General features: G+C 55.7%; 18 protein-coding genes. 8 read left to right on the plus strand and 10 right to left on the minus strand.

The window, feature by feature from the left end; translation table 11 throughout:
* Positions 1 to 39: 39 nt before the first annotated feature.
* The 3 genes from KP814_RS03595 to KP814_RS03605 all read right to left on the minus strand — a co-directional run bounded on the left by KP814_RS03595 (position 40) and on the right by KP814_RS03605 (position 1955).
* Positions 40 to 756 carry an FKBP-type peptidyl-prolyl cis-trans isomerase gene (locus KP814_RS03595; protein ID WP_127968006.1) on the minus strand — a complete coding sequence of 239 codons (717 nt, stop codon included), beginning with the start codon at positions 754 to 756 and terminating at the stop codon, positions 40 to 42.
* Between the two features lie 127 nt (positions 757 to 883).
* Complete coding sequence (locus KP814_RS03600; protein WP_241566945.1) at positions 884 to 1387, minus strand: DUF4124 domain-containing protein; 504 nt, start codon at positions 1385 to 1387, stop codon at positions 884 to 886.
* A 4-nt stretch (positions 1388 to 1391) separates the two neighbouring features.
* On the minus strand, positions 1392 to 1955 hold the full coding sequence (locus KP814_RS03605; protein WP_216735469.1) for a TIGR02444 family protein: 564 nt from the start codon (positions 1953 to 1955) through the stop codon (positions 1392 to 1394).
* A gap of 48 nt (positions 1956 to 2003) precedes the next feature.
* Here KP814_RS03605 and KP814_RS03610 point away from each other — a divergent pair, with 48 nt between their 5' ends.
* On the plus strand, positions 2004 to 3914 hold the full coding sequence (locus KP814_RS03610) for an ATP-binding cassette domain-containing protein (protein WP_216735470.1): 1911 nt from the start codon (positions 2004 to 2006) through the stop codon (positions 3912 to 3914).
* Between the two features lie 112 nt (positions 3915 to 4026).
* Positions 4027 to 5133, plus strand: coding sequence for a branched-chain amino acid ABC transporter substrate-binding protein (locus KP814_RS03615; protein ID WP_216735471.1), 1107 nt, complete (start codon positions 4027 to 4029; stop codon positions 5131 to 5133).
* Positions 5134 to 5259: 126 nt separating this feature from the next.
* Here the strand turns inward: KP814_RS03615 and ppx are convergent, their stop codons facing one another.
* A complete protein-coding gene (gene ppx / locus KP814_RS03620) occupies positions 5260 to 6807 on the minus strand; it encodes an exopolyphosphatase (protein ID WP_216735472.1) in 1548 nt (515 codons plus the stop codon).
* A gap of 281 nt (positions 6808 to 7088) precedes the next feature.
* Between ppx and trxA the strand changes: the two genes are divergently transcribed.
* The 4 genes from trxA (at position 7089) to KP814_RS03640 (ending at position 11492) form a co-directional block, all read left to right on the plus strand.
* Positions 7089 to 7415, plus strand: coding sequence for a thioredoxin TrxA (gene trxA / locus KP814_RS03625; RefSeq protein WP_011394274.1), 327 nt, complete (start codon positions 7089 to 7091; stop codon positions 7413 to 7415).
* A gap of 202 nt (positions 7416 to 7617) precedes the next feature.
* Positions 7618 to 8880, plus strand: coding sequence for a transcription termination factor Rho (gene rho, locus KP814_RS03630; protein WP_011394275.1), 1263 nt, complete (start codon positions 7618 to 7620; stop codon positions 8878 to 8880).
* Positions 8881 to 9013: 133 nt separating this feature from the next.
* Positions 9014 to 10480, plus strand: a complete 1467-nt coding sequence (ubiD, locus tag KP814_RS03635) for a 4-hydroxy-3-polyprenylbenzoate decarboxylase (protein WP_305858119.1) — start codon at positions 9014 to 9016, stop codon at positions 10478 to 10480.
* Positions 10449 to 11492 (plus strand): CDP-6-deoxy-delta-3,4-glucoseen reductase, encoded by a 1044-nt coding sequence (locus tag KP814_RS03640; protein ID WP_253938126.1) that lies wholly within the window; start codon positions 10449 to 10451, stop codon positions 11490 to 11492. The genes ubiD and KP814_RS03640 overlap by 32 nt, the downstream gene beginning before the upstream one ends.
* Before the next feature lie 20 nt (positions 11493 to 11512).
* Here the strand turns inward: KP814_RS03640 and KP814_RS03645 are convergent, their stop codons facing one another.
* From KP814_RS03645 to KP814_RS03670, 6 genes are all read right to left on the minus strand, one after another.
* A complete protein-coding gene (locus tag KP814_RS03645; RefSeq protein ID WP_216735474.1) occupies positions 11513 to 12763 on the minus strand; it encodes a heme biosynthesis HemY N-terminal domain-containing protein in 1251 nt (416 codons plus the stop codon).
* A complete protein-coding gene (locus tag KP814_RS03650) occupies positions 12760 to 14163 on the minus strand; it encodes a uroporphyrinogen-III C-methyltransferase (RefSeq protein ID WP_216735475.1) in 1404 nt (467 codons plus the stop codon). Before KP814_RS03650 ends, KP814_RS03645 begins: the two co-directional genes overlap by 4 nt.
* Before the next feature lie 73 nt (positions 14164 to 14236).
* Positions 14237 to 15019, minus strand: a complete 783-nt coding sequence (locus tag KP814_RS03655) for a uroporphyrinogen-III synthase (RefSeq protein ID WP_216735476.1) — start codon at positions 15017 to 15019, stop codon at positions 14237 to 14239.
* Positions 15003 to 15938, minus strand: coding sequence for a hydroxymethylbilane synthase (gene hemC / locus KP814_RS03660; protein WP_216735477.1), 936 nt, complete (start codon positions 15936 to 15938; stop codon positions 15003 to 15005). Before hemC ends, KP814_RS03655 begins: the two co-directional genes overlap by 17 nt.
* A gap of 120 nt (positions 15939 to 16058) precedes the next feature.
* Positions 16059 to 16796: a LytTR family DNA-binding domain-containing protein gene (locus tag KP814_RS03665; RefSeq protein ID WP_216735478.1), complete on the minus strand. Its 738-nt coding sequence runs from the start codon at positions 16794 to 16796 to the stop codon at positions 16059 to 16061.
* Between the two features lie 40 nt (positions 16797 to 16836).
* Positions 16837 to 17889, minus strand: coding sequence for a sensor histidine kinase (locus KP814_RS03670; RefSeq protein ID WP_253938127.1), 1053 nt, complete (start codon positions 17887 to 17889; stop codon positions 16837 to 16839).
* A gap of 172 nt (positions 17890 to 18061) precedes the next feature.
* Here KP814_RS03670 and argH point away from each other — a divergent pair, with 172 nt between their 5' ends.
* Complete coding sequence (gene argH, locus KP814_RS03675) at positions 18062 to 19468, plus strand: argininosuccinate lyase (RefSeq protein ID WP_216735480.1); 1407 nt, start codon at positions 18062 to 18064, stop codon at positions 19466 to 19468.
* A 122-nt stretch (positions 19469 to 19590) separates the two neighbouring features.
* Positions 19591 to 22506: a class I adenylate cyclase gene (locus KP814_RS03680; RefSeq protein ID WP_216735481.1), complete on the plus strand. Its 2916-nt coding sequence runs from the start codon at positions 19591 to 19593 to the stop codon at positions 22504 to 22506.
* The last annotated feature ends 56 nt before the right edge of the window (positions 22507 to 22562 follow it).

The following is a 22562-nucleotide window of genomic DNA, read 5'->3' on the forward strand; positions in this document are numbered from 1 at the left end:
TAAAGCATAGCATTGTTGCGGGCAAACAATAGCGGCGGATTAGCCGTCGGATTTTTCAGCTTTGACTGACAGCAGCTCAACTTCGAACAACAAGGTTTCGTTCGGGCCGATGCGACCGTTGCCGCCAGGGCCGTAAGCCAGTTTGGCGGGGATGAAAAGCTGCCACTTGGCGCCGGGCTTCATCAGCTGCAGCGCTTCAGTCCAGCCGGGAATAACGCCGTTAACCGGGAAGGATACAGGCTCGCCGCGTTGTACGGAGCTGTCGAATACTTCGCCGTTGATCAGGCTGCCGGTGTAATGCACTTCAACGGTGTCTTGCGCTTTGGGGCTGTCGCCTTCGCCAGCTTTCAGCACTTTGTACTGCAGGCCGCTGTCAGTGGTGACAATGCCTTCTTTCTTAGCGTTATCGGCCAGGAAGGTGTCGCCTTTCTTGGCGTTTTCCTCAGCCATCTTCTCGAACTGCTCCATTTGCTTCTTCTGCATGGCCTGCTGATATTGCTGAACCTGCGCAGAGATCTCTTCGTCGGTCATCATGGAAGGCTTGCCGGCGTATGCGTCGGCGACGCCTTTGGTGAAGCTCTCGATATCCAGCTCAGGCATGGAGTCCGCCAGACGACGACCGAACATTTGACCGAAGCTGTAGCCGGTTTTTTGCGCGTCGTTAGTGAGCTTTTCCGTTTCCGCATGGACTGCGACAGGCAACGATAACGCCACAGCGCATAGCAGACCGCTCATGCTGGCTAACGCTTTTTTCATAATTATTCCTCAAAAAAAATTAGATGGATTGGCAGTATAAAGCGCTTTAAGGTACAGCTTTTTGGCGCCCTGCGCTAGGGGATGTCAACGCCGGGATCTGGCAGTATCCCGGGCCTGGTTCACAGTTCTAACCGCCGTTGACTTGTTGCAACTGCTTGTTGCGTTCATTCATGAGGTCGCGCACCGCCTTGGCTTCATCCATGATGTTCAGCGCGCGTTCGAAACTGAGGGTGTCTTTGTTTTCCGCCTCCTCCAGAGTCTTGCGCGTCTCGGGAGGCAAACCGTCGCGAGGAGATCCGGTGGCGACCTGGCGCTCTTCCTTCTTCTCCGTGGGAACCGACTGAATAATATTGGTTTTGTTGCTGACGCTGATCACGTCAACATTGACGCCTTCGGGGGGCGGGGCGTCGCTGTACTGCAGCACGCCGTCAGCGTCGCGCCATTTATAGACCTGGCGCACTACTTCCTGCTCCGGCAGCTTTTTGTCCATGGTCATCAGCGTTGGCGTCTCGGTTCCTTCCGGTAAGGGCAGCCGCCACATGGGCGAACCTGTCTTATCTTTAATAAAAAAGGGCAGGGCGAGGGCGACCCCAAGCGAGGCCAATGTCAGAAATCGAAAAATCCACTTCAAAGGTTTACATCTCCATGACCAGATTGGCGGCCACTAAGTTCAATTGCGCCTGATTCACTTCCTGCGCGTCATTGAGACGGGAGAAGTAATCAAGCAGATTGCGACGGCAAAGAGCAACCGTCTCCACCGCTTCCTGCGGCGCTGATAAATCCTCTTTCCCCGTACCTGATAGTAAAGCATAAATAAGCGATATTTCGTAGCGTTCAGCCGCCAGTTCCAACTGAAGAATGCGCTGTCTGAGCGCGTGTTGGCGGCAGTCTTGTTTATTCAGCGCGTTACGTGCGGTTCGCAGCGGCAGAACAATCTCTGCGCGCCAGGAATCGATGGCGCTGAAATCGCTGGCGGGGTTAAAGCGACGCTGACGCAGGGCGAGCCAGCCGCAGGCGAGCAGCAGGTTCACATCGGCGCCAAACTGGTTTTGCCATTGCAGACAGATTGTCTGTGTTTGCGGGTGTGCGTAGCGCGCCAGAGCATAGTCCCAAAGCGGATTGTCCAACTGGGGCGGGCCGCCTTGGGCGGGGTTATTGGAGGCCTCGGGCTGAGGCCTGTCAGGGGCGCTTTTGCTCATAGAAAACTCTTTAATGAATCGATGGCAAGCGTGCTAAAATCCGCCGCCATGTTAAGTCTAAATCAGTTATCGATCCAACGTTCCGGCCAGTATCTGCTGGAAAACGCCACTGTCACCGTTACGGCGCGCAGCCGCGTCGCTATTGTCGGCCCTAACGGTTGCGGTAAATCCACTTTGTTCAGCCTTATTCTGGGGGAGATCGGCTCCGATTCGGGAGACATTTCCTTTCCTGGCGGAACCCGTATCTCCCACATGGCTCAGGAGACGCCCGCGCTGGATTGCTCCGCGCTGGACTTTGTTCTCGACGGCGATAAGCGACTGCGTCAATTGCAGGCCGAACTGGCGCTGGCGGAGCAGGCGGACGACGGCGTCGTCACTGCGCGCTTGCACCATGAGCTGGACCTGATCGACGGTTACAGCGCCGAAGTGCGCGCGCGCCGCCTGCTGGAAGGCCTGGGCTTTCCCACGCACTGGCACTCGCGTACGGTTGGAGAGTTTTCCGGAGGCTGGCGGATTCGACTGAACCTGGCGCAGGCGCTGATGTGTCCGTCCGAACTGTTGCTGCTGGACGAGCCCACCAACCACTTGGATTTGGACGCTCTGGTCTGGCTGGAGAATTGGTTGCTGCGTTACCAGGGTACGTTGTTGTTTATCTCCCACGACCGTGACTTCATTGATCACTTGGCGACCCATGTGCTGCATTATGATCAGCGTTCATTGGTGCTTTACGCCGGTGGCTATAGCCAGTTCGAAGAAGCGCGCGCGATGCGACTGGCGCAACAGCAAGCGTTGTATGTGAAGCAGCAGACCCGTATCGCGGAGATCCAGTCTTTTGTGCGGCGCTTTGGCGCTAAAGCCACCAAGGCGAAACAAGCGCAGAGTCGATTGAAAGAACTGGAGCGTATGGAGCTGATTGCAGCGGCGCACGTGGATTCGCCGTTCAGCTTTTCTCTACCTTGCAGCGATAAGATTTCCAGTCCGTTGCTGGTAGTGGATGACGGGGGCTTGGGATATGGCGCTGAGCCCGTATTGCAGCATGTAAATCTGACGCTGTTGCCCGGCGCTCGATTAGGCGTCCTTGGCGCTAACGGCGAAGGTAAATCGACCCTGATCAAAACGCTGGCGGGACAGTTGCCGTTGATTTCCGGCCGCAGAACAGGCGGTGAACATTTAAGGATTGGTTACTTCGCGCAGCATCAATTGGAAGCGTTGGACCCAGGCGCAACGCCGATGCAGCATCTGCAAAAAGTCAGGCCGCAGGCGTCGGAGCAGGAAATTCGTAATTTCCTGGGCGGATTCGGTTTCCCCGGAGAGCAAGCGGCGGGCGACATCAAGAATTTTTCCGGCGGTGAACGGGCGCGTCTGGCGCTGGCGTTGATCGCCTGGAACAAACCCAACCTGCTATTGCTCGACGAACCCACCAACCACCTTGATCTGGATATGCGCCACGCTCTGAACATGGCGCTGCAGGAATACCCTGGCGCGGTCATCGTCGTTTCGCACGATCGCCACCTGCTGCGGGCGATGGCGGACCAGTTCGTCTGGGTGCATGGCGGCCGTATGGAGCCCTATAACGGCTCCCTGGAAGACTACGAAAAAGAGTTGTTGAGCCGGTTGCGCGCGAATCAGCCGGAAGCGGCGAAAAGCGATGACTCCGCCGACGCCGAAATGCAGGAAAGCGCGGAAGACCGTAAGCGTCGAAAGCGTGACGAAGCGGAAAAAAGACAGCGTTTAAGCCCGTTGCGGAAAAAAATAGCTACACTGGAAGCTGAGATAGAAAAGTTGCAGGGCAAACTGCAGGAAATTGAAGCGCAATTAGGAGAAGGAGATCTTTACGAGGATCAAAACAAGGAACAACTGAAAGCGCTTCTGGAATCCCAGCGGGTGAACCGCCAACGTCTGACTGAGGCGGAAGAAATCTGGCTGGAGCTTAATGAGGAGTTGGAAGGACTGCTCTGATCGGTCTATCTCTCTATGCGTATATATGCCTATAGACCGTTTCGCCGCTACGGAGTTTAGTTAGAGTCCTTGCAACCACGATAATCACAATATATTCGCAAGGAGTATTCCCATGAAACTGTGGAAACGCACCCTGACCGGGCTGGCAGTCGGCCTGTGTCTCTCCTCCGCTCTTCAAGCCGCTGAAACCATCAAAATCGCCATCGCAGGACCCCAATCCGGGTCAGTCGCCCAGTACGGCGAGATGCAGTTTAACGGCGTGCACGCAGCCATTGACCTGATCAACAAAGCAGGAGGCGTCAAGGGCAAAATGCTGGAAGCAGTTGAATATGACGACGCTTGCGAACCCAAGCAGGCTGTGGCGGTCGCCAACAAAGTCGTCAACGATGGCGTGCAGTATGTGGTCGGACATTTGTGTTCCGGTTCCACCCAGCCCGCCACCGACGTCTACGAAGACGAAGGCATTCTGGCGGTGACTTGCTCCACCAACCCTTCAATCACCGAGCGCGGCTTCCGCTACATTTTCCGCACCATCGGCCTGGACTCTGCGCAAGGGCCAACCGCTGGTAAATATATCGCGGAACACCTCAAGCCCAAGCGTGTGGCGGTAATTCACGACAAACAACAGTACGGCGAGGGCATCGCCAGCTCTGTAAAAAGCACCCTGGAAAGCATGGGCGTTAATGTTGTCGCGTTTGAAGGCGTTACCGCCGGCGATAAAGACTTCTCCTCCCTGATTGCGAAGCTGAAAAAAGAGAACGTCGATCTGGTTTACTACGGTGGTTATCACCCAGAACTGGGTCTGATTCTGAGACAAAGCAACGACGCGGGCTTCAAGCCTCAATTCATGGGACCGGAAGCGGTTGGCAACAAAGAGATTTCCTCCATTGCAGGACCTGCCTCCGAAGGCCTGATCGTAACTTTACCCGCCAGATACGACCTGAACGCGAATAACGCGGATGTCGTAGCGCTGATGAAGTCAAAAGGGCAGGATCCTACTGGACCTTTCGTGTGGACCAGCGTTGCAGCCGTGCAGTCACTGGTTGAAGCGATGAACAAAGTGGGCGATGGCGATACTGAGAAAGTCGCGGATTACCTGCGCGAAAACACCATCAATACGTCGATGGGCCCTCTGACCTGGGACGACAAAGGCGACCTCGAAGGTTTCGAGTTCGGCTTGTTTACCTGGCATCAGGACGGCACTTCTACACCGCTGTAATGTATTAAACAAAAGGGGCGCCATCTTGCGCCCCTTTTCCCACTCTCGATTTCTTACTTTTCTAACCCATCAGCAAGTGTTTTCTTTATAAACACCGAGTACCTTGCTGACTGAACAGCCTCAGGCTCAGCTGTCCTCTTCCTTGAACTCCATATCAATACCGAACTTGGTGAGCAGGCCTTTCTCCGCTTCCAGATCAGCGCTGGTCAGCGGGCGGGATTGCAGCCAGTCTTTCGGAAAAATCAGCGTTAACGATCTTTTGTTCGCTTTCACTTTGACGGAGTCCAGCACTTCGCAGTTACGTGAGTGTTGCAGGACCACCGCAAGTCGCAACGCCACGGCTAATTGCTTCAATGGATCAGCATCTTCCAGCGCGTATTCGTCGAAAACGGTATCCAGAATTTTCCGGCGGTGAACGCGAATCAGCATCGCCAGCGATTGCTGGGTCTGTCGGGAAAATCCCGCCAAGTCGGAATAGCGAATCAGGTAAGCGCCGTGTTTGTGGAATTGAGTATGGGAGATAGCCAGACCGACTTCATGCAGACGCGACGCCCAACGTAGTAGTTCAGTCAGCTCTTCGTTTGGCAGTTTCCACTGCTCCGCGAGCTGCTTCCATAGCGCTACGGCGGTTCCCTCGACGGCGGCGGCATGCTCGCGGTCGATATGATAACGCTCCTGCAGGCTGTTGATGGTGCGCTCGCGCACGTCCTCATGATGGATGCGGCCGATCATGTCGTACAGCAAACCTTCACGCAGGGCTCCGTCGCAGAACTCCATTTCTTCGATTTGCAGCACATCGAACGCCGCCATCAATATCGCCAGTCCCGCTGGGAAAATCGACAGCCGGTCTTTGCGTACGCCAAGCTTGGTAAGCTGACTGATTTTACCCAGACGTACGACTTCGTCTTTGAGTTTAACCAGTCCATCTGGAGTAATTTTGTGCATTCCCCACTGGTTGTGGGTGAGCACCTGCTCAATAGCCTTGATGGAGCCTGAGGAGCCGACGCAATGGTGCCAGCCGACGTTGCGGTAGCGATTGCGTATGTTGAGCAGCTCTCGGGAGGCTTCTACAAAGGCGCGGGCGAATTGCAGCTGAGTGATCTTACCGTCGCCGAAAAAGCGGTCCCGGTAGGACACGCATCCCATGTGCAAACTTTCCAGCTCTTTGGTTTCAAAGCGTTGGCCGATGATGAATTCGGTGCTGCCGCCGCCGATATCAATGACCAGCCGGTTGTCGGCGTCGTCGGAAAGTGAATGGGCGACGCCAAGGTAAATGAGTCGCGCTTCTTCCCGTCCGCTTATCACTGAAATGGGGTGGCCGATAAGTTTTTCCGCCCTGCGTATAAAGGCGCGGGCGTTTTTCGCTACCCGTAATGCATTAGTGCCTACGATCTGCACTGCGCCGCGGGGCATGCCGCTGATGCGCTGCGCGAAACGCTCCAGGCAGGCTAACGCCCGATGCTGGGAGGCTTCGTCGAGGAAGTTGCGTGCGTCCAGACCTGCTGCGAGCTGGACTTTTTCGCCTAGTTTCTCCAGCGGCCGGATTTCATTGTGAACCAGCTGGGCGACGACCATATGGAAACTGTTCGAGCCCATATCGATGGCGGCGATCAGCTCCGGAGAAGTAGGCGCCGGAGAGACGGCGTCCGCCGGGGTGGTGGATGATATTGTCATGAACTCTCTTGAAATCCTTGCGCTAAACCTTATATTTAGGAAATCTCGTTTTAGATTGTCAACTTGCTTGCTGAATTAGTCGACCTAAACGGTCAATTTTCAGTTGTACTGATTGCTCCAATATTAAGGTCAGCCGACCGAAATAAGCCGGCGGAGAATGGAACCACTTCTTTCACAGGACGTCAAAGTCATTTTCCTAACCGGATTTTAAGGTTATTTTTACCAGGCCCACCTTATATAGTAGTCGGTAAAAGCATTCACCTCTTAGCCAGGATTAAATAATGAGCAGCCGAATTGTTAACGTAACTGATGACTCTTTTGAAAGTGAAGTCTTGAAGGCCGATGGCCCCGTGCTGGTGGATTACTGGGCTGAGTGGTGCGGTCCCTGTAAGATGATTGCGCCAGTATTGGAAGAGATCGCGGAAGAATATGGCGATCGTCTGAAAATCTGCAAACTGAATATCGACGAAAATGAAAAGACTCCGCCTAAGTTCAGCATCCGTGGTATTCCAACGTTGATGTTGTTCAAAAATGGCGCTGTAGATGCGACCAAAGTAGGCGCGTTATCCAAGTCCCAGCTGACGGCTTTCCTGGACAGCAACCTTTAATATACGCCCTCTCTGAGCGGGGGTCTGACCCCTGCTCAAAATGCGCGTAATTTTCTGGACGAAGGCTATAATTCAACCTATACTGATTTTGCTTTCAACTTTTTGGCGATAGTCCTCCTTTCGCTGGATTAATAAGTAAAACGATAAACTCTTCCATCTATAACCTAACCCTCTCCAATCAGGTCAACTGTTTTTCGATCCTATGAATCTTACTGAATTAAAAAAGAAACCCGTTCCTGAGCTATTGACCATCGCCGAAGAAATGGGCCTGGAAAATATGGCTCGCTCCCGCAAGCAGGATGTGATTTTCAGTATTTTGAAAAAGCACGCCAAAAGCGGAGAAGACATCTACGGCGATGGCGTTCTGGAAATCCTGCAGGATGGCTTCGGCTTCTTGCGTTCCGCGGACAGTTCCTACTTGGCCGGCCCTGACGACATCTACGTCTCACCCAGTCAAATCCGCCGTTTCAACCTCAGAACGGGCGATACAATCGCCGGTAAGATTCGACCGCCGAAAGACGGCGAGCGTTATTTCGCGCTGTTGAAAGTCAATGAAATCAACTTCGACAAACCTGAAAACGCCCGCAACAAAATCCTGTTTGAAAACCTGACGCCTCTGTTCCCGCAGGAAAGACTGCGTCTGGAAGCCGGCAACGGCAGTACGGAAGATTTATCAGCGCGTATTCTGGATTTGGTCGCGCCTATCGGCAAAGGGCAACGCGGTTTGATCGTATCGCCGCCGAAAGCCGGTAAGACCCTCCTCATGCAGAATATCGCCCAGTCCATCACCCGCAACAATCCCGAAACTCACTTAATGGTTCTGCTGATCGACGAACGCCCTGAAGAGGTGACCGAGATGCAGCGCACCGTACGTGGTGAAGTGGTTGCGAGCACCTTCGACGAGCCGCCGGCCCGTCACGTTCAGGTTGCTGAGATGGTTATCGAAAAAGCCAAGCGTCTGGTTGAGCACAAAAAAGACGTAGTGATCCTGTTGGACTCCATCACTCGTTTGGCGCGCGCATACAACACCATTATCCCGTCCTCCGGCAAAGTTCTGACCGGTGGTGTGGACGCCCATGCGCTGGAACGTCCCAAGCGCTTTTTCGGCGCTGCGCGGAATGTCGAGGAAGGCGGCAGCCTTACCATCGTCGCTACGGCGTTGATCGACACCGGCTCCAAAATGGACGAAGTGATTTACGAAGAGTTCAAGGGTACCGGTAACCTGGAAGTGCACTTGGACCGCAGAATTTCTGAAAAGCGCGTCTTCCCTGCGATTAACATCCGTCGTTCCGGCACTCGCCGTGAAGAGCTGCTGATGTCTGAGGAAGAGCTGCAAAGAGTGTGGATTCTGCGCAAGCTGCTGCACTCTATGGAAGACGATATCGCCGCGGTGGAGTTCCTGCTTGATAAGCTGAAGGACACCAAGACCAACGACGAATTCTTCCAGGCCATGAAAAAGCGCTAAGCGCATGGCTGACCTGAGATGAGTTTAAGCCCCTGTCGCCCACCGGCGCAGGGGTTTTCTTTTATCCGCTGCGCCTATATTGTGCGCCTATGAATCCATCGATCCCAGCCTGTCTATATCGAATCTTATGAGTCTGCAATACCGAGATCTGCGAGACTTCATCCGTATATTGGAACAACGCGGCGAGCTGAAACGCATCACTGCGGAAGTCGACCCCCATTTGGAAATGACCGAAATCTGCGACCGTACGCTGCGGCGTGAAGGTCCTGCATTGTTGTTTGAAAATCCCCGCGGCTACTCAATTCCTGTTCTTGGAAACCTGTTTGGTACGCCTGAGCGCGTGGCGTTGGGCATGGGCGCGGAAAGCGTCGAGAGTTTGCGGGAAATTGGCAAACTATTGGCCTTTCTGAAAGAGCCGGAGCCGCCCAAGGGACTGCGGGATGCCTGGAGCAAGCTGCCAATATTCAAACAAGTAATGAATATGGGGCCGAAAGAAGTCAGCTCCGCCCCTTGTCAGGAAGTAATTATTGAAGGAGATGACGTCGACCTCTATCAATATCCGATTCAAACCTGCTGGCCGGGAGACGCCGGCCCGCTGGTGACCTGGCCGTTGGTGATCACGCGAGGTCCCAACAAGACGCGCCAGAACCTGGGGATCTATCGTCAGCAACTGATTGGCCGCAACAAACTGATCATGCGCTGGTTGTCGCACCGGGGCGGCGCTCTCGACTACCGCGAGTGGCGGGAAGCGCATCCCATGGAGCCGTTCCCGGTTGCAGTGGCTTTGGGCGCCGATCCGGCCACAATTCTGGGCGCGGTGACGCCGGTGCCGGATACATTGTCAGAGTACGCCTTCGCGGGCTTATTGCGAGGCAACAAGACAGAGGTGGTGCGTTGTATCGGTAGCGATCTGCAGGCGCCAGCCAGCGCGGAGATCGTGCTGGAGGGAGTCATTCATCCTGGAGAAATGGCCCCGGAAGGTCCCTTTGGCGACCACACAGGTTACTACAACGAAGTAGATCGTTTCCCAGTGTTCACCGTCGAGCGTATTACGCAGCGAAAGAAGCCGATTTATCACAGTACCTATACTGGACGACCTCCAGATGAGCCTGCGGTGTTGGGCGTCGCTCTGAACGAGGTGTTCGTGCCAATCTTGCAGAAGCAGTTTCCGGAAATCGTCGATTTCTATCTGCCGCCGGAGGGCTGCTCTTATCGCATGGCGGTAGTGACTATGAAGAAGCAGTATCCCGGTCACGCCAAACGGGTGATGATGGGCGTCTGGTCGTTTCTGCGTCAATTCATGTACACCAAGTTTGTGATCGTCACGGACGATGACGTCAACGCCCGTGACTGGAAGGACGTCATCTGGGCCATTACGACGCGCATGGACCCTGCGCGAGACACCGTCATGGTGGAGAATACGCCTATCGATTACCTGGACTTTGCTTCGCCAGTATCAGGGTTGGGTTCCAAAATGGGCTTGGACGCCACTAACAAATGGCCCGGCGAGACGCAGCGGGAATGGGGCCGCACTATCCAGATGGACGCGGACGTTAAAGCGCGCGTCGATGACCTCTGGTCGCAGCTGGGTATTGACTAAGGATCTGCTGATGCGTCATCGCCTGCGCTTTCAACCTTCCAACCATGAGTTTGATGCGGGTGAAGGCGAGACGATATTGGCGGCGGCGTTGCGACAGGGATACAAGATTCCTCATGCGTGTGATAATGGCGTTTGTCATATCTGCGCGGCCAGACTTCTAAAAGGAGAGGTTGCGGGCGGCGCTGGAGAATCAGGGCGTCGGCGCTTGGGCGCGGATGAAGTTCTATTATGCAAAGCGACGCCTGCGGGCGATTGTGAGTTTGAATTAAGACGGATTTGGGGACCAAACGAATTGGAAACAAAAACATTGGCGTTTCAAATCAAGGCGGTCACTGCGCTGTCCGACGATGTGTATCAAGTGCAATTGCTGGCCCCTGCCGGCGCATTGCCGGAGTTCTTCGCCGGACAATACCTGGAGCTGTTGGTTCCAGACGTCGAGGCGGCTTTCTTTTCCATTGCGAATGCGCCAGGAACCAGGGAAGTTGAACTGCATATCCAGGTTCACCAGGAGAGCCGCAGCGCTCTGTCGATCTATCAATACCTGACCTCTGAGTCCGTGGTGCGCGCTCGTTTGCCATTGGGGAAGTGTTTTATCTCCGGCGTTCCCGATATGGATGTCACTCTGATCGCCGCAGGCACCGGGTTTGCGCAAATCAAGTCCATCGTTGAGTATCTGCTGGCGCAAGGGTTTGACCGTAAGCTGTCTATATATTGGGGCGTAAGGCAGTCGCAGGAGATGTATGCCCGCGATCTGCCCGAAGCCTGGGCCGAACGCTATGAGAATATCTCTTTCACGCCAGTGATGGCGGATAACCGCGATAACGAATGGCAGGGCCATCATGCGGAACTGGTGCGTGCGGTGCTGGCCGAACGGCGGAATTGGGATAACAGTCTGGTTTATGTGAGCGGCTCGCCGACGATGGTGTATACCGCGATGGATGCGCTGGCTCCATTGGGGCTACCCCATGAGCAGTTCTTTTCGGATGTGCTGGAGTATGCGCCCAGGGGCTGACGCCCCTGGATGAGTGTGGATCAGGCGCTGCGTCGTTGCGACTTCGGCGATGGCAGATCAGGCAGTTTGCCGCTGTCCTGTAGCGCCTGAATAAAGTATTCATTGCTGGCTTGGGGCTGGTCCATGGCCGCCAACAAACGCGCCAGTTCATAGTAAGTTTCCCGGCGACGTTTCAGTTTCAGGCTCGCTTCAAAATACTCTTTGGCTTTGCTCCAGCGTTCATTCCTCAAGCTCAGACGTCCCAGCGCGAGCAACAGGCTGGCGTCATTGGGGCGCTCTTTGAGCCAGTGTTCCGCCGCCAGTAATTGCTCCGCTACATTGCCGCCGGCGATCTGCCCATACAGATCAATCAGGATGTCGCTCCAGTGCTGTTTCAACGCCTTGCGCAGAAGCGTTTCCGCCTGTCCGCCAGCGCCAAGCCGCATCAGTTGTGACGCATAGGCGTAGATGACGTGGGGATTCTTGCGCAGGTTAGCGGGCATGCGATCCCAGATGGCGTTCAATGGCTCGCTGTTGAACTCGCCTTTGCGGGTCCGCAACGCTTCGTCACAGGCTTGTCGCAGTAGATTGAGCCAGGTTTCCAACTCCAGCTTTTCCACCTCGTCGTCTTTCAGCACTTTGTATTTGCGCAGCTCCGGCAAGATCTCGCTCATCTTCTGCCAGTCGTTCAGGCGGGTGTAAACCTGCTGCAATAACTTCAGCACGAAAGGGTGGTGGGGCGTTTTCTTTCTCAGGTTCAACAAGGTGGACAGGCACTGTTCCAACTGCCCGCGGGCCAGTTGCAGTTGCGCTTGAGTCACGCCGATGGCGACGTCGCCGCCAGGCGTGTTGTCGAACGCTTTCTTTAGAAATAAGTCGCTTTCTTTTTCATTGCCCAGTTCGTTAGCGGCCTGCGCGGAGGCGAGGTAGTTGATCAGAGGCGTGTCGGATTGCTCCGCACTGCCGGACAAAAATTTCTGCGCCTGCTTCCAGTTGCCCTCTGCATAGTGCAGCAATCCGCGAATGGTATTCTGCTGCGCCCGGCTGTATTTACGCTTCTTGCGCCATTGCCGCCAGCCGGCTCTGACTGCAAGAGTGGTCGACAGGGTTCTGAACAAATAGTGCAGGGCGAAGTAAAACCCGATCAATAGGGCGAAAGCGATCCAGACGTTGGTCTCCACCAGCCAGTTCAGCCAGGAGACGCGCACATAACCTGCGTCCAATTGCACTAAAAAGCCCAGCGCCACGCCGATGGCGAGGGATATCAGCAGCACCAGCGCATAGAAATTCATGAGGCCAGCTCCTTGTGGTCCAGAGTGAGCGCGCCGGTGGCGGGTTTACCGCCACGCTTGTACAAGGACTCCATCAGGTTTTTCAACATACGCAAGGACGTGGAGATATCCGGTAACTCTGGGTCGATGGGCTCTTTCTTTAGCTGTTGCAGGTTTTCCAGCAGGGCCTTGGCGGAGGCGTTGTTGATGACGAAATAATCCGCCACCCACTTCTCCGCTTTTTCCAGACTGTGCACGTAAACGTCCTGGTTTTTCTCCAGCAGCGAGAGTTCCGCCTGCTCCAGCATCATGCGGAGATTCTGGCGCAGATAGTAAATTTGCTCTGGCGCCAGCAGCGGCTCAACGGGAGCATCCAGGCGACGAATAGAGAAGTACTTCTCCAGTTTACCCATGGAAGCCAGCGCACTGTCGTACCAATGGCTTTCGCCGCTTGGCGTTGGCGCTTCCTCGGGAACCGGGTTGTCGCTGAGCATGACGGTATCTTTCAGGAACAGGCGCTGATCCAGGTTTTCCACCTGATTGATCAGGGCTTCCAGACGCAGGTAGATACCTTGTCGATCAATATCCGCAATAGCCTGCAGGCTGACGATTTCTTCCGCCAAAGCCTTGCGCACAGGATAGGCGGCGACTTCTTTGGTCTCCGCCAGCACTTGGTCTGCAGCCTGTAAAATAGCGAGGGAGCCGACGTAGTCTTTCTCCATGTGCAGACGTTGGTTAGCGAGACGCAGCAGATATTCGGCTTCGGCGAACAGCCAGTCGATGCGGCCGGTTTCGCCTTTGCTCAGCAGATTTCTCGCGGTCTGGTCCATCATCTGCTGCAACTGGGTCTGACTCTCACGCTGTTTGGCGACGGCGGCGTCCAGTTTGTCCAGACGATCCTGATAACGCCGCCCCACTTCGTCCGCAAGCTGTTTTCCAGCCTGGCTCTGGTCCATGGCGCGGTCGAGCTTGGCTTGCCAGGTCTGCATATAGGTCCAAAACCAGCCGGCGCCAACGCCCATAACTGCTAGGAGGACAAGAATCGCCAGCCATAAAGGCCAGGTCTTAGGCGCCTTAGCCGCTACAGGCGGTGTTGCGGGCGGCGGGGGAGATAATGGCGGCGGCGTTGGTTTGGACACAGGCTCTTTGACCGTGTCTTCCGCCTTGATGGATGGCTGTTCTGGTTCTGGTGCGGTGGATTCGGTTGTAGGCGCTTCCACACTATCTTTTTCTGCGCTGGCTTCCGGCCGAGACAAAGTAAATGACGCGGACAAGCCTGCGTCGGGCTCGGTCTCTGTGGCGCTTTCCCTGGCGCTGGCGGGGTCCATTCCGGGTTCAGGAGAAGTCGAGGGCTCCTGTTCCAGAGCGGACTTTTCCTGCTCCGGCTGTTCTGATTTGTTTGGTTTTGCTTCTTCCGTCACACTCGTTCCTACCCAGTAATCTAAGTAATCAACGCGCCTGCAGGCAACGGGACCCTCCTTCAATAGAGAAGGGTTAACATGCCGTTTTGAGGAGGGCCAGTAAGGCCTCGTCGGATAACTCCGGCGCGATTTTGTAATTCAGACGGTTCTCCTGCGCCAGGGTGGCGACTCTGGCGCTGGGGATGACGAACAGCGTGTCGCCCCAGGCGTAACCGATATTCTGGCCCAGTTGGCAAAGGTGCAGCAGAGTCTCGCCGGATAACGTGACGATGACCTCCGGGCGCCATTGCTTGAGGGCTTCGTTTAAATCATTCGGATCATATTCCAGCGCTTTACGCTCATATAATTCCAAGGTGGCGACATGCGCGCCACGCTCCTGCATGGTTTCCGCTAACAACTCGCGTCCGCCGCAGCCCTTCACAATCAACACTCGCATGGGGGGCTCGTCTTCGTTGCGCGCCTGCAAACCGGGATGTTCCAGTAGTTGCTCTGAAGCGCAGCCTTGCTCAGGCGTGTTGACCGTCAGTCCATAGCTGCGTAGCGGCGCGGCGCTGCTCTCGCCGATGGCGAACCAGCGCACGCCCTGTGGCGCTTGCGGCCAGTAAGCGTCTATCAATTCCAGCAGTAGACGCGATGCATGTTTACTCACGCAGATCACATGAGTATAGCGATCCAGATCGAGGATGCAGTCTTTTATGGCTTGTGTTTCGGGCAGCGGCTCAATGGCGATGGCCGGCAACACCCGAACTTCCGCGCTGCTTTGCTCCAACAGCGCGCGTAAGGAATCGTTTTCTCCCTGAGGGCGGGTCAACAGCACTCTGAGGCCGCTCAGCTCCTGACTAAGAGTGGTTTCCATACACGGCTTCCAGAATTTTTCCTGCTCCTTGTTGCAATAGACGCTCGGCCAGCTCCGTGCCGAGGGTTTCCGCTGCGGCGACAGGCCCTTTCACTTCGTCACGGAGCACTTGCACTCCGTCCGGGCTGCCTACTAAGCCGCGTAATCTCATTTGGTCGCCGGTAATTTCAGCATAGCCGGCGATGGGAACCTGACACCCTCCTTGCAGGCGGTGATTCATGGCTCTTTCCGCCGACACCCGCGCGCTGGTTTCCGCATCCTGCAATGGTGCGATAAGCGCCATGGCTTCAGGATCGTCGAGACGGCATTCAATGCCAAGCGCGCCCTGTCCGACAGCGGGCAAACTGACTTCCGGCGTCAGCTCTTCACGGATGCGATCGGCGAAGCCCAATCGCTTCAGTCCTGACGCGGCAAGAATAATGGCGTCAAAGTCGCCGGCGTCGAGCTTGGCCAGACGGGTATTGACGTTACCGCGCAGGGAAACGATTTTCAGATCCGGTCGCCGCTCGGAAAGCTGGCACTGGCGGCGCAGGCTGGAGGTGCCCACGACGGCGCCCTCAGGCAATTCATCCAGGCTGGCGTACTGATTACTGACAAACGCGTCGGTCGGAGTTTCACGCTCCAGGATCGCCCCCAGGCCCAGACCGGGTGGGAACTCCATGGGAACGTCTTTCATGGAGTGGACGGCGATATCGGCGCGCCCCTCCAGCATGGCTGTCTCCAGCTCCTTGACGAAGAGCCCTTTACCGCCGACCTTGGCGAGCGGCGTATCCAGAATAATGTCGCCTTTGGTGGTTAGTCCGAGCAATTCGACGGTCAATCCGGGGTGTAACGCCTCAAGGCGTTGTTTGACGTGCTCCGCCTGCCATAGCGCGAGCGCGCTTTGACGTGTGGCGATCACAAGGTGCTGTTTCGGCATAGTTTAAAATTGCGCTAATTGTGTCGTATCCGGCGAAAAAGTCAGTTGAAATTACACGTAAATCCAACCGCAGGCGCTAGCATACTCATTTTCCCGCCGCTTGTCTTTGCTGGAGGTCGATCAGGTCGGCTGCGCCAGGAATTGTTTGACCTCGGTCACCAGGCGTCGGCTGACGGGAAGCGCTTCTCTCACGCCCCGCAGGCGCACCTCGTAATGGCCGTCGTGGCGGCGTTGCAGTATTTCTATGTAGTGGCGGTTGATCAGTGTATTGCGGTGGATGCGCAGAAAATGGGGATTCAGGGCTTGCTCCAGCTCTTTCAGCGGCTGGTCGCTGAGCGTTTCCCCTTGTGTATGAAACACCGTCACATACTTGTGTTCTGCTTGCAGATAAAGGATGTCGCTGATTTTAATGCGCTCTATGCCGCGACTGCTGCGGCACACCACTGCTGGCTCCTCGTCCTGCCCGTTAATCTCTTGCTTCAGGCTTTGCAACTGAGCGCGATTCACTTGCGTGGCGTTTTGCAGGGCGCGCATCAGGTCCTCGCGGCGGATAGGTTTGAGCAGATAGTCCTGCGCGCGCACCCGGAACGCCTGGATGGCGTATTCGTCATAGGCGGTGGTGAAGATGACGGCGGGKGGTTGAGGGTGTTGCGCCAGCTCCGCCGCCACTTCCAGGCCGTCTTTTCCAGGCATGCGAATATCAAGCAGGACAATATCCGGAGTGTGGAGGCGGATGCGCTCCAGGGCTTCATCCCCCCCGGCGGCTTCTGCACAGACCTCATAATGAGTGTCCAGCAGTAATCGCTTAAGGCGCTCTCTGGCCAGGGGCTCGTCGTCGACGATGATCACTTTCGTCATATCGCATTCATGAGTTCAAGGAGTTGCATGTTATAGCCGCTCAGCTTCTTTTATGTAAAGGCGCGCGCATGGTGGCGGTAAAGCGGCCGTCCATCTGACTGGTTTTCAGCACCGCCTGATCGCCGAAAAACGCCTGCAGACGGCTGCGTATATTTTGCATGGCGATGCGGTTGCCTTTGTGTCCCTGGCTTGGATCGCCGTTATGCACAGGGTTGCTGATCAAGACATACAGCCAGGACCCTTGCTCGTAGGCGGTGATGGTGATGAGTCCGCCTTCCGCCGAGGGCTGTACGCCATGATAAACCGCATTTTCCACTAACGGCTGAATGCTCAATGGCGGCACTCGGGCGGCGTCGGATAAATTGCGCATATCCCATTTAACTGTCAGTCGCTCGCCGAGACGGAGTTGTTCAATGCGCAGATAGCGTTCGCAAAGAGCCAGCTCTTCTTTCAACGGCGCCAGGGACGAGGACTCTTTCAGCGCCGCCCGAAACAGCTCAGCCAAATCCAGCACCGCCTCTTCCGCCTCGTTCGGATTGATCGGTATCAGCCCGGCGATGGAGTTCATGCTGTTGAACAGGAAGTGCGGGCGTATCCGCGCCTGCAACGCCTGCACCCGGGACTCCAGCTCTGATTTCTGCTGCAGGTGCCAGAGGTGCTGGAGATAGAAATAACGCAGGATAATCCCGGTTAGGATCGCGCTGATCGCCACCGCCTGCACCACAAACCAAAAGCCTGATCCAGGCTCTTCCAATGCGCCTTTGCGGAACAGGGCGTTAGCGAGTATGGCGTAGACGAGCGTAATGGACGGGGCTATCAGGTAAGCGACCAGGGCCTGTCGCGACATGCTCCAGCTTGCGCCGAGTATGCGCAGACGACACAGAATCAGCGCGCTGGTCAGCACCACCCACAACATGAATAACGAGGTGAGCGCGAAATAGTCCCAGTCGAAATGACCGGGACCGGCGTAGATCAGCGTAAACAACAGCGCGCAAAGCCCCGTGGCGATCACCATCAAGAGGACCGCTTGAACATTGCAAAGCTCTGGTAGAAACACCCCTGGCGGGTGCGAAGACTTGGGGGACTGCTCCATTTTTGTGCCGTCAAAGCTGGTTGGCGAATACAAACGCCCCGACCCGTCGCCTTGCATGTCTACAGAGCGCGGGAAACTGTTATAATCGCGGGCCTTTACCTATCATGCCACAGGTTGGGCATGGGTTCCGTGCGCTTCGATTCATTTCCAAGTATGAGGCAACTTGACCATCATGACAAAGCAGGACACTACCGATAAGCTCTGGGGCGGCCGCTTCACAGAAGCCACCGACGCCTTCGTAGAACGTTTCACGGCCTCCGTGGATTTCGACAGGCGCATGTATCATCACGACATCCGCGGCTCCATCGCTCACGCCACCATGCTGGCCAAAGTCGGGGTGCTGACTGAAGAAGAACGTGACCAGATCATCAATGGGTTACGTGAGATTGAAGCGGAAATCGAAGCCGGCGCATTTGAATGGTCGGTCAAACTGGAAGACGTGCACATGAACATCGAGGCGCGCCTGACCCAGAAAATCGGCATTACCGGTAAAAAACTGCATACCGGTCGCTCACGTAATGATCAGGTGGCGACGGATATTCGTCTGTATTTGCGCGATGAGGTCGATGTCATCGCCGCTGACCTTCTGCGTTTGATCGCCGCCCTGGCGGATCTGGCGGAGCGCGAAGCGGACGCCATCATGCCTGGGTTCACTCATTTGCAGACTGCACAGCCGGTAACCTTTGGACACCACATGCTGGCCTGGGCGGAGATGCTGAAACGCGATTTCAGTCGTTTGCTGGACTGCCGGGAGCGTTTCAACGTCTCGCCGTTGGGCGCGGCTGCGCTGGCGGGCACTACTTATCCTATTGATCGTCAGTATACCAGTGAGCTGTTGGGCTTCAACGGACCGGCGGAGAACTCTCTGGATGCGGTCAGTGACCGGGATTTCGCCATTGAGTTCTGCAGCTTCGCCAGCTTGCTGATGATGCACCTGTCTCGTTTCTCTGAAGAGCTGGTGCTGTGGACTTCCGCTCAATTCAACTTCATCAACCTGCCTGATCGCTTCTGCACAGGCTCTTCCATCATGCCGCAGAAGAAAAATCCGGACGTGCCTGAACTGATTCGCGGCAAGAGCGGTCGCGTGAGCGGGCACCTCATCAGCCTGTTGATGTTGATGAAAAGCCAGCCGCTGGCTTACAACAAAGACAATCAGGAAGACAAAGAGCCGCTGTTCGACGCCATCGATACGGTCAAAGGCTGTCTGAAAGCCTATGGCGATATGATGCCGGCGGTGTCGGTCAATCGTGACTCCATGGCGGAATCGGCGCGTCGTGGCTTTTCCACCGCAACGGATCTGGCGGATTATCTTGTGCGTAAAGGTTTGCCCTTCCGCGATGCTCATGAAGTCGTCGGCAAGGCGGTGGCGCTGGGCGTTTCCAGCGGTAGAGACCTGAGCGAAATGAGCCTGGAGGAGCTACGCCAGTTCAGCATGGATATTGATGCGGATGTGTTCGAGGTACTGACGTTAGAAGGCTCCGTCAACGCCCGTAATCACATTGGCGGTACGGCGCCGGAACAGGTGCGCGCGGCTGTGGTCCGCACGCGGGAATGGCTCAAACGCAACACTGAGATGTAAATCTCCCGCGTTTAATCGCGGTTTCGCCCGGGTGGTTTAACCGACCCGGGCCTTTACATTCCTTTGCCTAATAAATACCGACCGTCGCAAACGCAACGCGCCGCCCCCGCTATACTCTATGCATGAGTTACCGGCGCAGCCTAAATCCCGATTACACCGAAGGCGTGGACCGCAAAGTCCTGAAAACGCTATGTCAGCGTTTCATCACTTTGGTGGAGCATCGTTTACAACGCACCCGTCTGGCGCTGACGCCAAGACAGCAGGTTGTGTTGGAGCTATTGCCGTTGCTTTTTCATGTCAATCACCCCTTGCTGCCGGGCTACGTTTCCCGCACCACCCCCCATCGACTGGTTAACTATGAACCAGATAAGAACATTGTCGCCCAGGCGCAGCGTCTCAGTCGGTCCTTCAATTATCGTGAGCCGGCGCGCCATCATGGAGATATCACCAGCCTCTATCTAATGGGCAGCACCGGTTCGATCGCCCATTCCGGCGGGAGCGATTTTGATGTCTGGCTTTGTCATCGCTCTGATTTGGACGCCACGGCTCTTATGGAGCTGCAACGCAAAGCAGATTTAGTATGTCAATGGGCGATGGAGATGGGCTCGGAGATGCACATTTTTCTGATGGACGCGGAGGCGTTTCGCAGCGGCCGTCATGAGGCCGCCGCCGACTCTGAAGATTGCGGCACCGCCCAGCATTATTTGTTATTGGATGAATTTTACCGCACCGGCATCTGGCTGGGCGGCGCTTATCCTTTATGGTGGCTGATTCCCCCAGATCAGGAGGCGAACTACGCTGAGTTGGCGGAGCTGTTGCTGGAGAAGCGTTTCATCAAGCCCAAGGATTACATCGACTTTGGCGGCTGCGCCCGGATTCCTCCCAACGAGTTTGTCGGCGCCGGCATGTGGCAGCTTTATAAAGGCATCGACTCTCCGTATAAGTCGGTGCTCAAACTGATGCTGGTGGAATCTTACGCCAAAGACGAGGACACTCTGCCTAACCTCAGCTTGGCGTACAAACAGGCTATCTTCGCGGATACGCTTGACCCCGATGAGCTGGACCCCTACGTCATGGTCTATCGGCGCCTGGAGCAATCGTTGCAATCCCAGCGTGAGCAAGGACGTCTGGATCTGGTGCGGCGCAGCTTTTATTTGAAGATAGGCGAGCGCCTGTCGGTTTTCGTTCCAGAAAGAGAAAAGTCATGGCGTCGCAAAGTCATGGAAAAGCTGACTCATGAATGGGAGTGGTCAGAGCGGGAATTACGTTATCTGGACGGCCGCAGCGCATGGAAAGTGGATCAGGTGATTCAGGAAAAGCGCGCAGTAGTCAATGAACTCACCGGCTGTTATCGATTTCTGTCCTCCTATGCGCGGGAGAAGGGATTGGCGGCGGCGATCAGCGCACGCGATATTAACTTGCTTGGCCGCAAACTCTATGCGGCTTTCCAGCGTAAGGCCGGCAAAGTCGAGATGATCAATCCGGGTATCGCTCCAAATCTGTCAGAAGACAATCTGGCGTTTCATCATCTCAGCAGCCAGGCCATTGGCGCAGCAGGCAATGGTTGGCTGTTGTATCGCAATCTGTCCAACCCCATGGACGCGGCATTCAATCCTGCCGTCAAACGTTCAAACAGCCTCATTGAGTTGCTGGTCTGGGCGTATTGCAATGGCCTGCTGGACCGCAGCACCAGCGTTAGTCTGGCGTCAGGAGAGAGCCACGCCAGCCAGTACGAATTGCAGCAGATCATCTCCAGTTTGCGCTCACTGATCAGCCTGCCGCTGCCGGAGGTGACGCAACAGGACTATCGCGCCAAAGCCAAACTGCGCGCAACTCTGGTGTATGTAAATGTCGGCGTCGATCCTATGGCGGACCTGAGTCGCCGTGGTCTGCACAAGCTCAGCAACCGCAACGATGCGCTGGGCTACGCCTCCGAGCGAGCCAACCTAGTGGTGACGCTGGATCAGGTCATCATCAATAGCTGGAACGAGGTGATGGTGCAGCGTTATGAGTCCGGCGACACCTTGGTGCAATGCCTGAAAAACTACCTTGCCGCGCTGGCGGAGAGCGAACAGTTTGGCGCAGGATTGCCGCAGCTGTCCGTGCTCTGTTATTGCCCAACCCGGGCGGGGGCGATCGCGCAGCGGGTCAGCCAGCTGTTTCAGCAAGTGGTGGCCTGTTATTTCAGCGCCAAGGAGCGTGCGCGCAGTCGCTATATTCTGCAGATGGAAGACCGTTACTTCGTGCTGCAATTTGTCGACGACCAGCCCCGGTTCACTGCATTGGACGACTACGTCGGGCTGTGTGAGTTTCTGGCGCAGCCGCAAAAGCATTACAGCTCGATTGTCGTGGATGACTATGCATTGAGCGAAGATGTGCTGCGCGCCGTATTCGCCCGTATGCGTCCACATGCCGTGCAGGTGTTTTACTTGAGTCAGGGACGTATTACCGATATTTATGTGATTGACGAGAAAGGCTCGCTGTTGGTGTATCGGGAGACGGGCTCCGACATCAATGTGCTGTTGGGGTCGTTGAAGCAATTTTTGCTGGGGGTGCAGGAACGCAAGCAGATGCATGACTCTCTGGTGGATGACGGCGCTGGATTCCTTGAAGTGGAGTTCTATCAGTTACAGCCGGGGAAACCGGAGTACCGTACTGAAAAACGGGATATCAGCCTGCATAAAGGCTTTGGCGATTATGTGGAGATACAGGCGATTGGGGCCTACGAGAACGGCCGCGAGCTGGATTTCAATCTCTACTGTGAGCACAAGGAATTCACGGTGCTGGAACATGGCGGCCGGGTAGCGGCGGCGCTGGCGCATTATTTAAGCAGCCGCTTCCGTAACAGCGCTGCATTACCCGGCTATATCATCGACCTCAGTTTGCCCCACGATCTGGAGCGCGAGGAATACCAGAGCCATCTACAGACCACTCAGTATCTGCAATATAAAGTGGTGCTTGAGCGCGAGATCCGCACAGCTCGCACTGACGGCGGCGCGGTGGCGGCGCCGAACATGAATCCCGCCGCAGCCAGATAAGCGGCGCCAGCGGGATTTACCACCGTATCGTTTACTTTCCTCACAACGCCGTCGCC

Origin of the sequence: Hahella sp. HN01 (assembly GCF_018986435.1) — a bacterium.
Lineage (GTDB): Bacteria > Pseudomonadota > Gammaproteobacteria > Pseudomonadales > Oleiphilaceae > Hahella.

Bases quoted from the DNA above. Each gene is read 5' to 3' on its own strand.
- ppx (WP_216735472.1), bottom strand. From the start codon at position 6,807: ATGACAATATCATCCACCACCCCGGCGGACGCCGTCTCTCCGGCGCCT.
- hemC (WP_216735477.1), bottom strand. From the start codon at position 15,938: ATGCCGAAACAGCACCTTGTGATCGCCACACGTCAAAGCGCGCTCGCG.
- KP814_RS03655 (WP_216735476.1), bottom strand. From the start codon at position 15,019: ATGGAAACCACTCTTAGTCAGGAGCTGAGCGGCCTCAGAGTGCTGTTG.
- KP814_RS03595 (WP_127968006.1), bottom strand. From the start codon at position 756: ATGAAAAAAGCGTTAGCCAGCATGAGCGGTCTGCTATGCGCTGTGGCG.
- KP814_RS03645 (WP_216735474.1), bottom strand. From the start codon at position 12,763: ATGAATTTCTATGCGCTGGTGCTGCTGATATCCCTCGCCATCGGCGTG.
- KP814_RS03680 (WP_216735481.1), top strand. From the start codon at position 19,591: ATGAGTTACCGGCGCAGCCTAAATCCCGATTACACCGAAGGCGTGGAC.
- trxA (WP_011394274.1), top strand. From the start codon at position 7,089: ATGAGCAGCCGAATTGTTAACGTAACTGATGACTCTTTTGAAAGTGAA.
- argH (WP_216735480.1), top strand. From the start codon at position 18,062: ATGACAAAGCAGGACACTACCGATAAGCTCTGGGGCGGCCGCTTCACA.
- KP814_RS03605 (WP_216735469.1), bottom strand. From the start codon at position 1,955: ATGAGCAAAAGCGCCCCTGACAGGCCTCAGCCCGAGGCCTCCAATAAC.
- rho (WP_011394275.1), top strand. From the start codon at position 7,618: ATGAATCTTACTGAATTAAAAAAGAAACCCGTTCCTGAGCTATTGACC.
- KP814_RS03640 (WP_253938126.1), top strand. From the start codon at position 10,449: ATGACCTCTGGTCGCAGCTGGGTATTGACTAAGGATCTGCTGATGCGT.
- KP814_RS03670 (WP_253938127.1), bottom strand. From the start codon at position 17,889: ATGGAGCAGTCCCCCAAGTCTTCGCACCCGCCAGGGGTGTTTCTACCA.
- KP814_RS03610 (WP_216735470.1), top strand. From the start codon at position 2,004: ATGTTAAGTCTAAATCAGTTATCGATCCAACGTTCCGGCCAGTATCTG.
- KP814_RS03615 (WP_216735471.1), top strand. From the start codon at position 4,027: ATGAAACTGTGGAAACGCACCCTGACCGGGCTGGCAGTCGGCCTGTGT.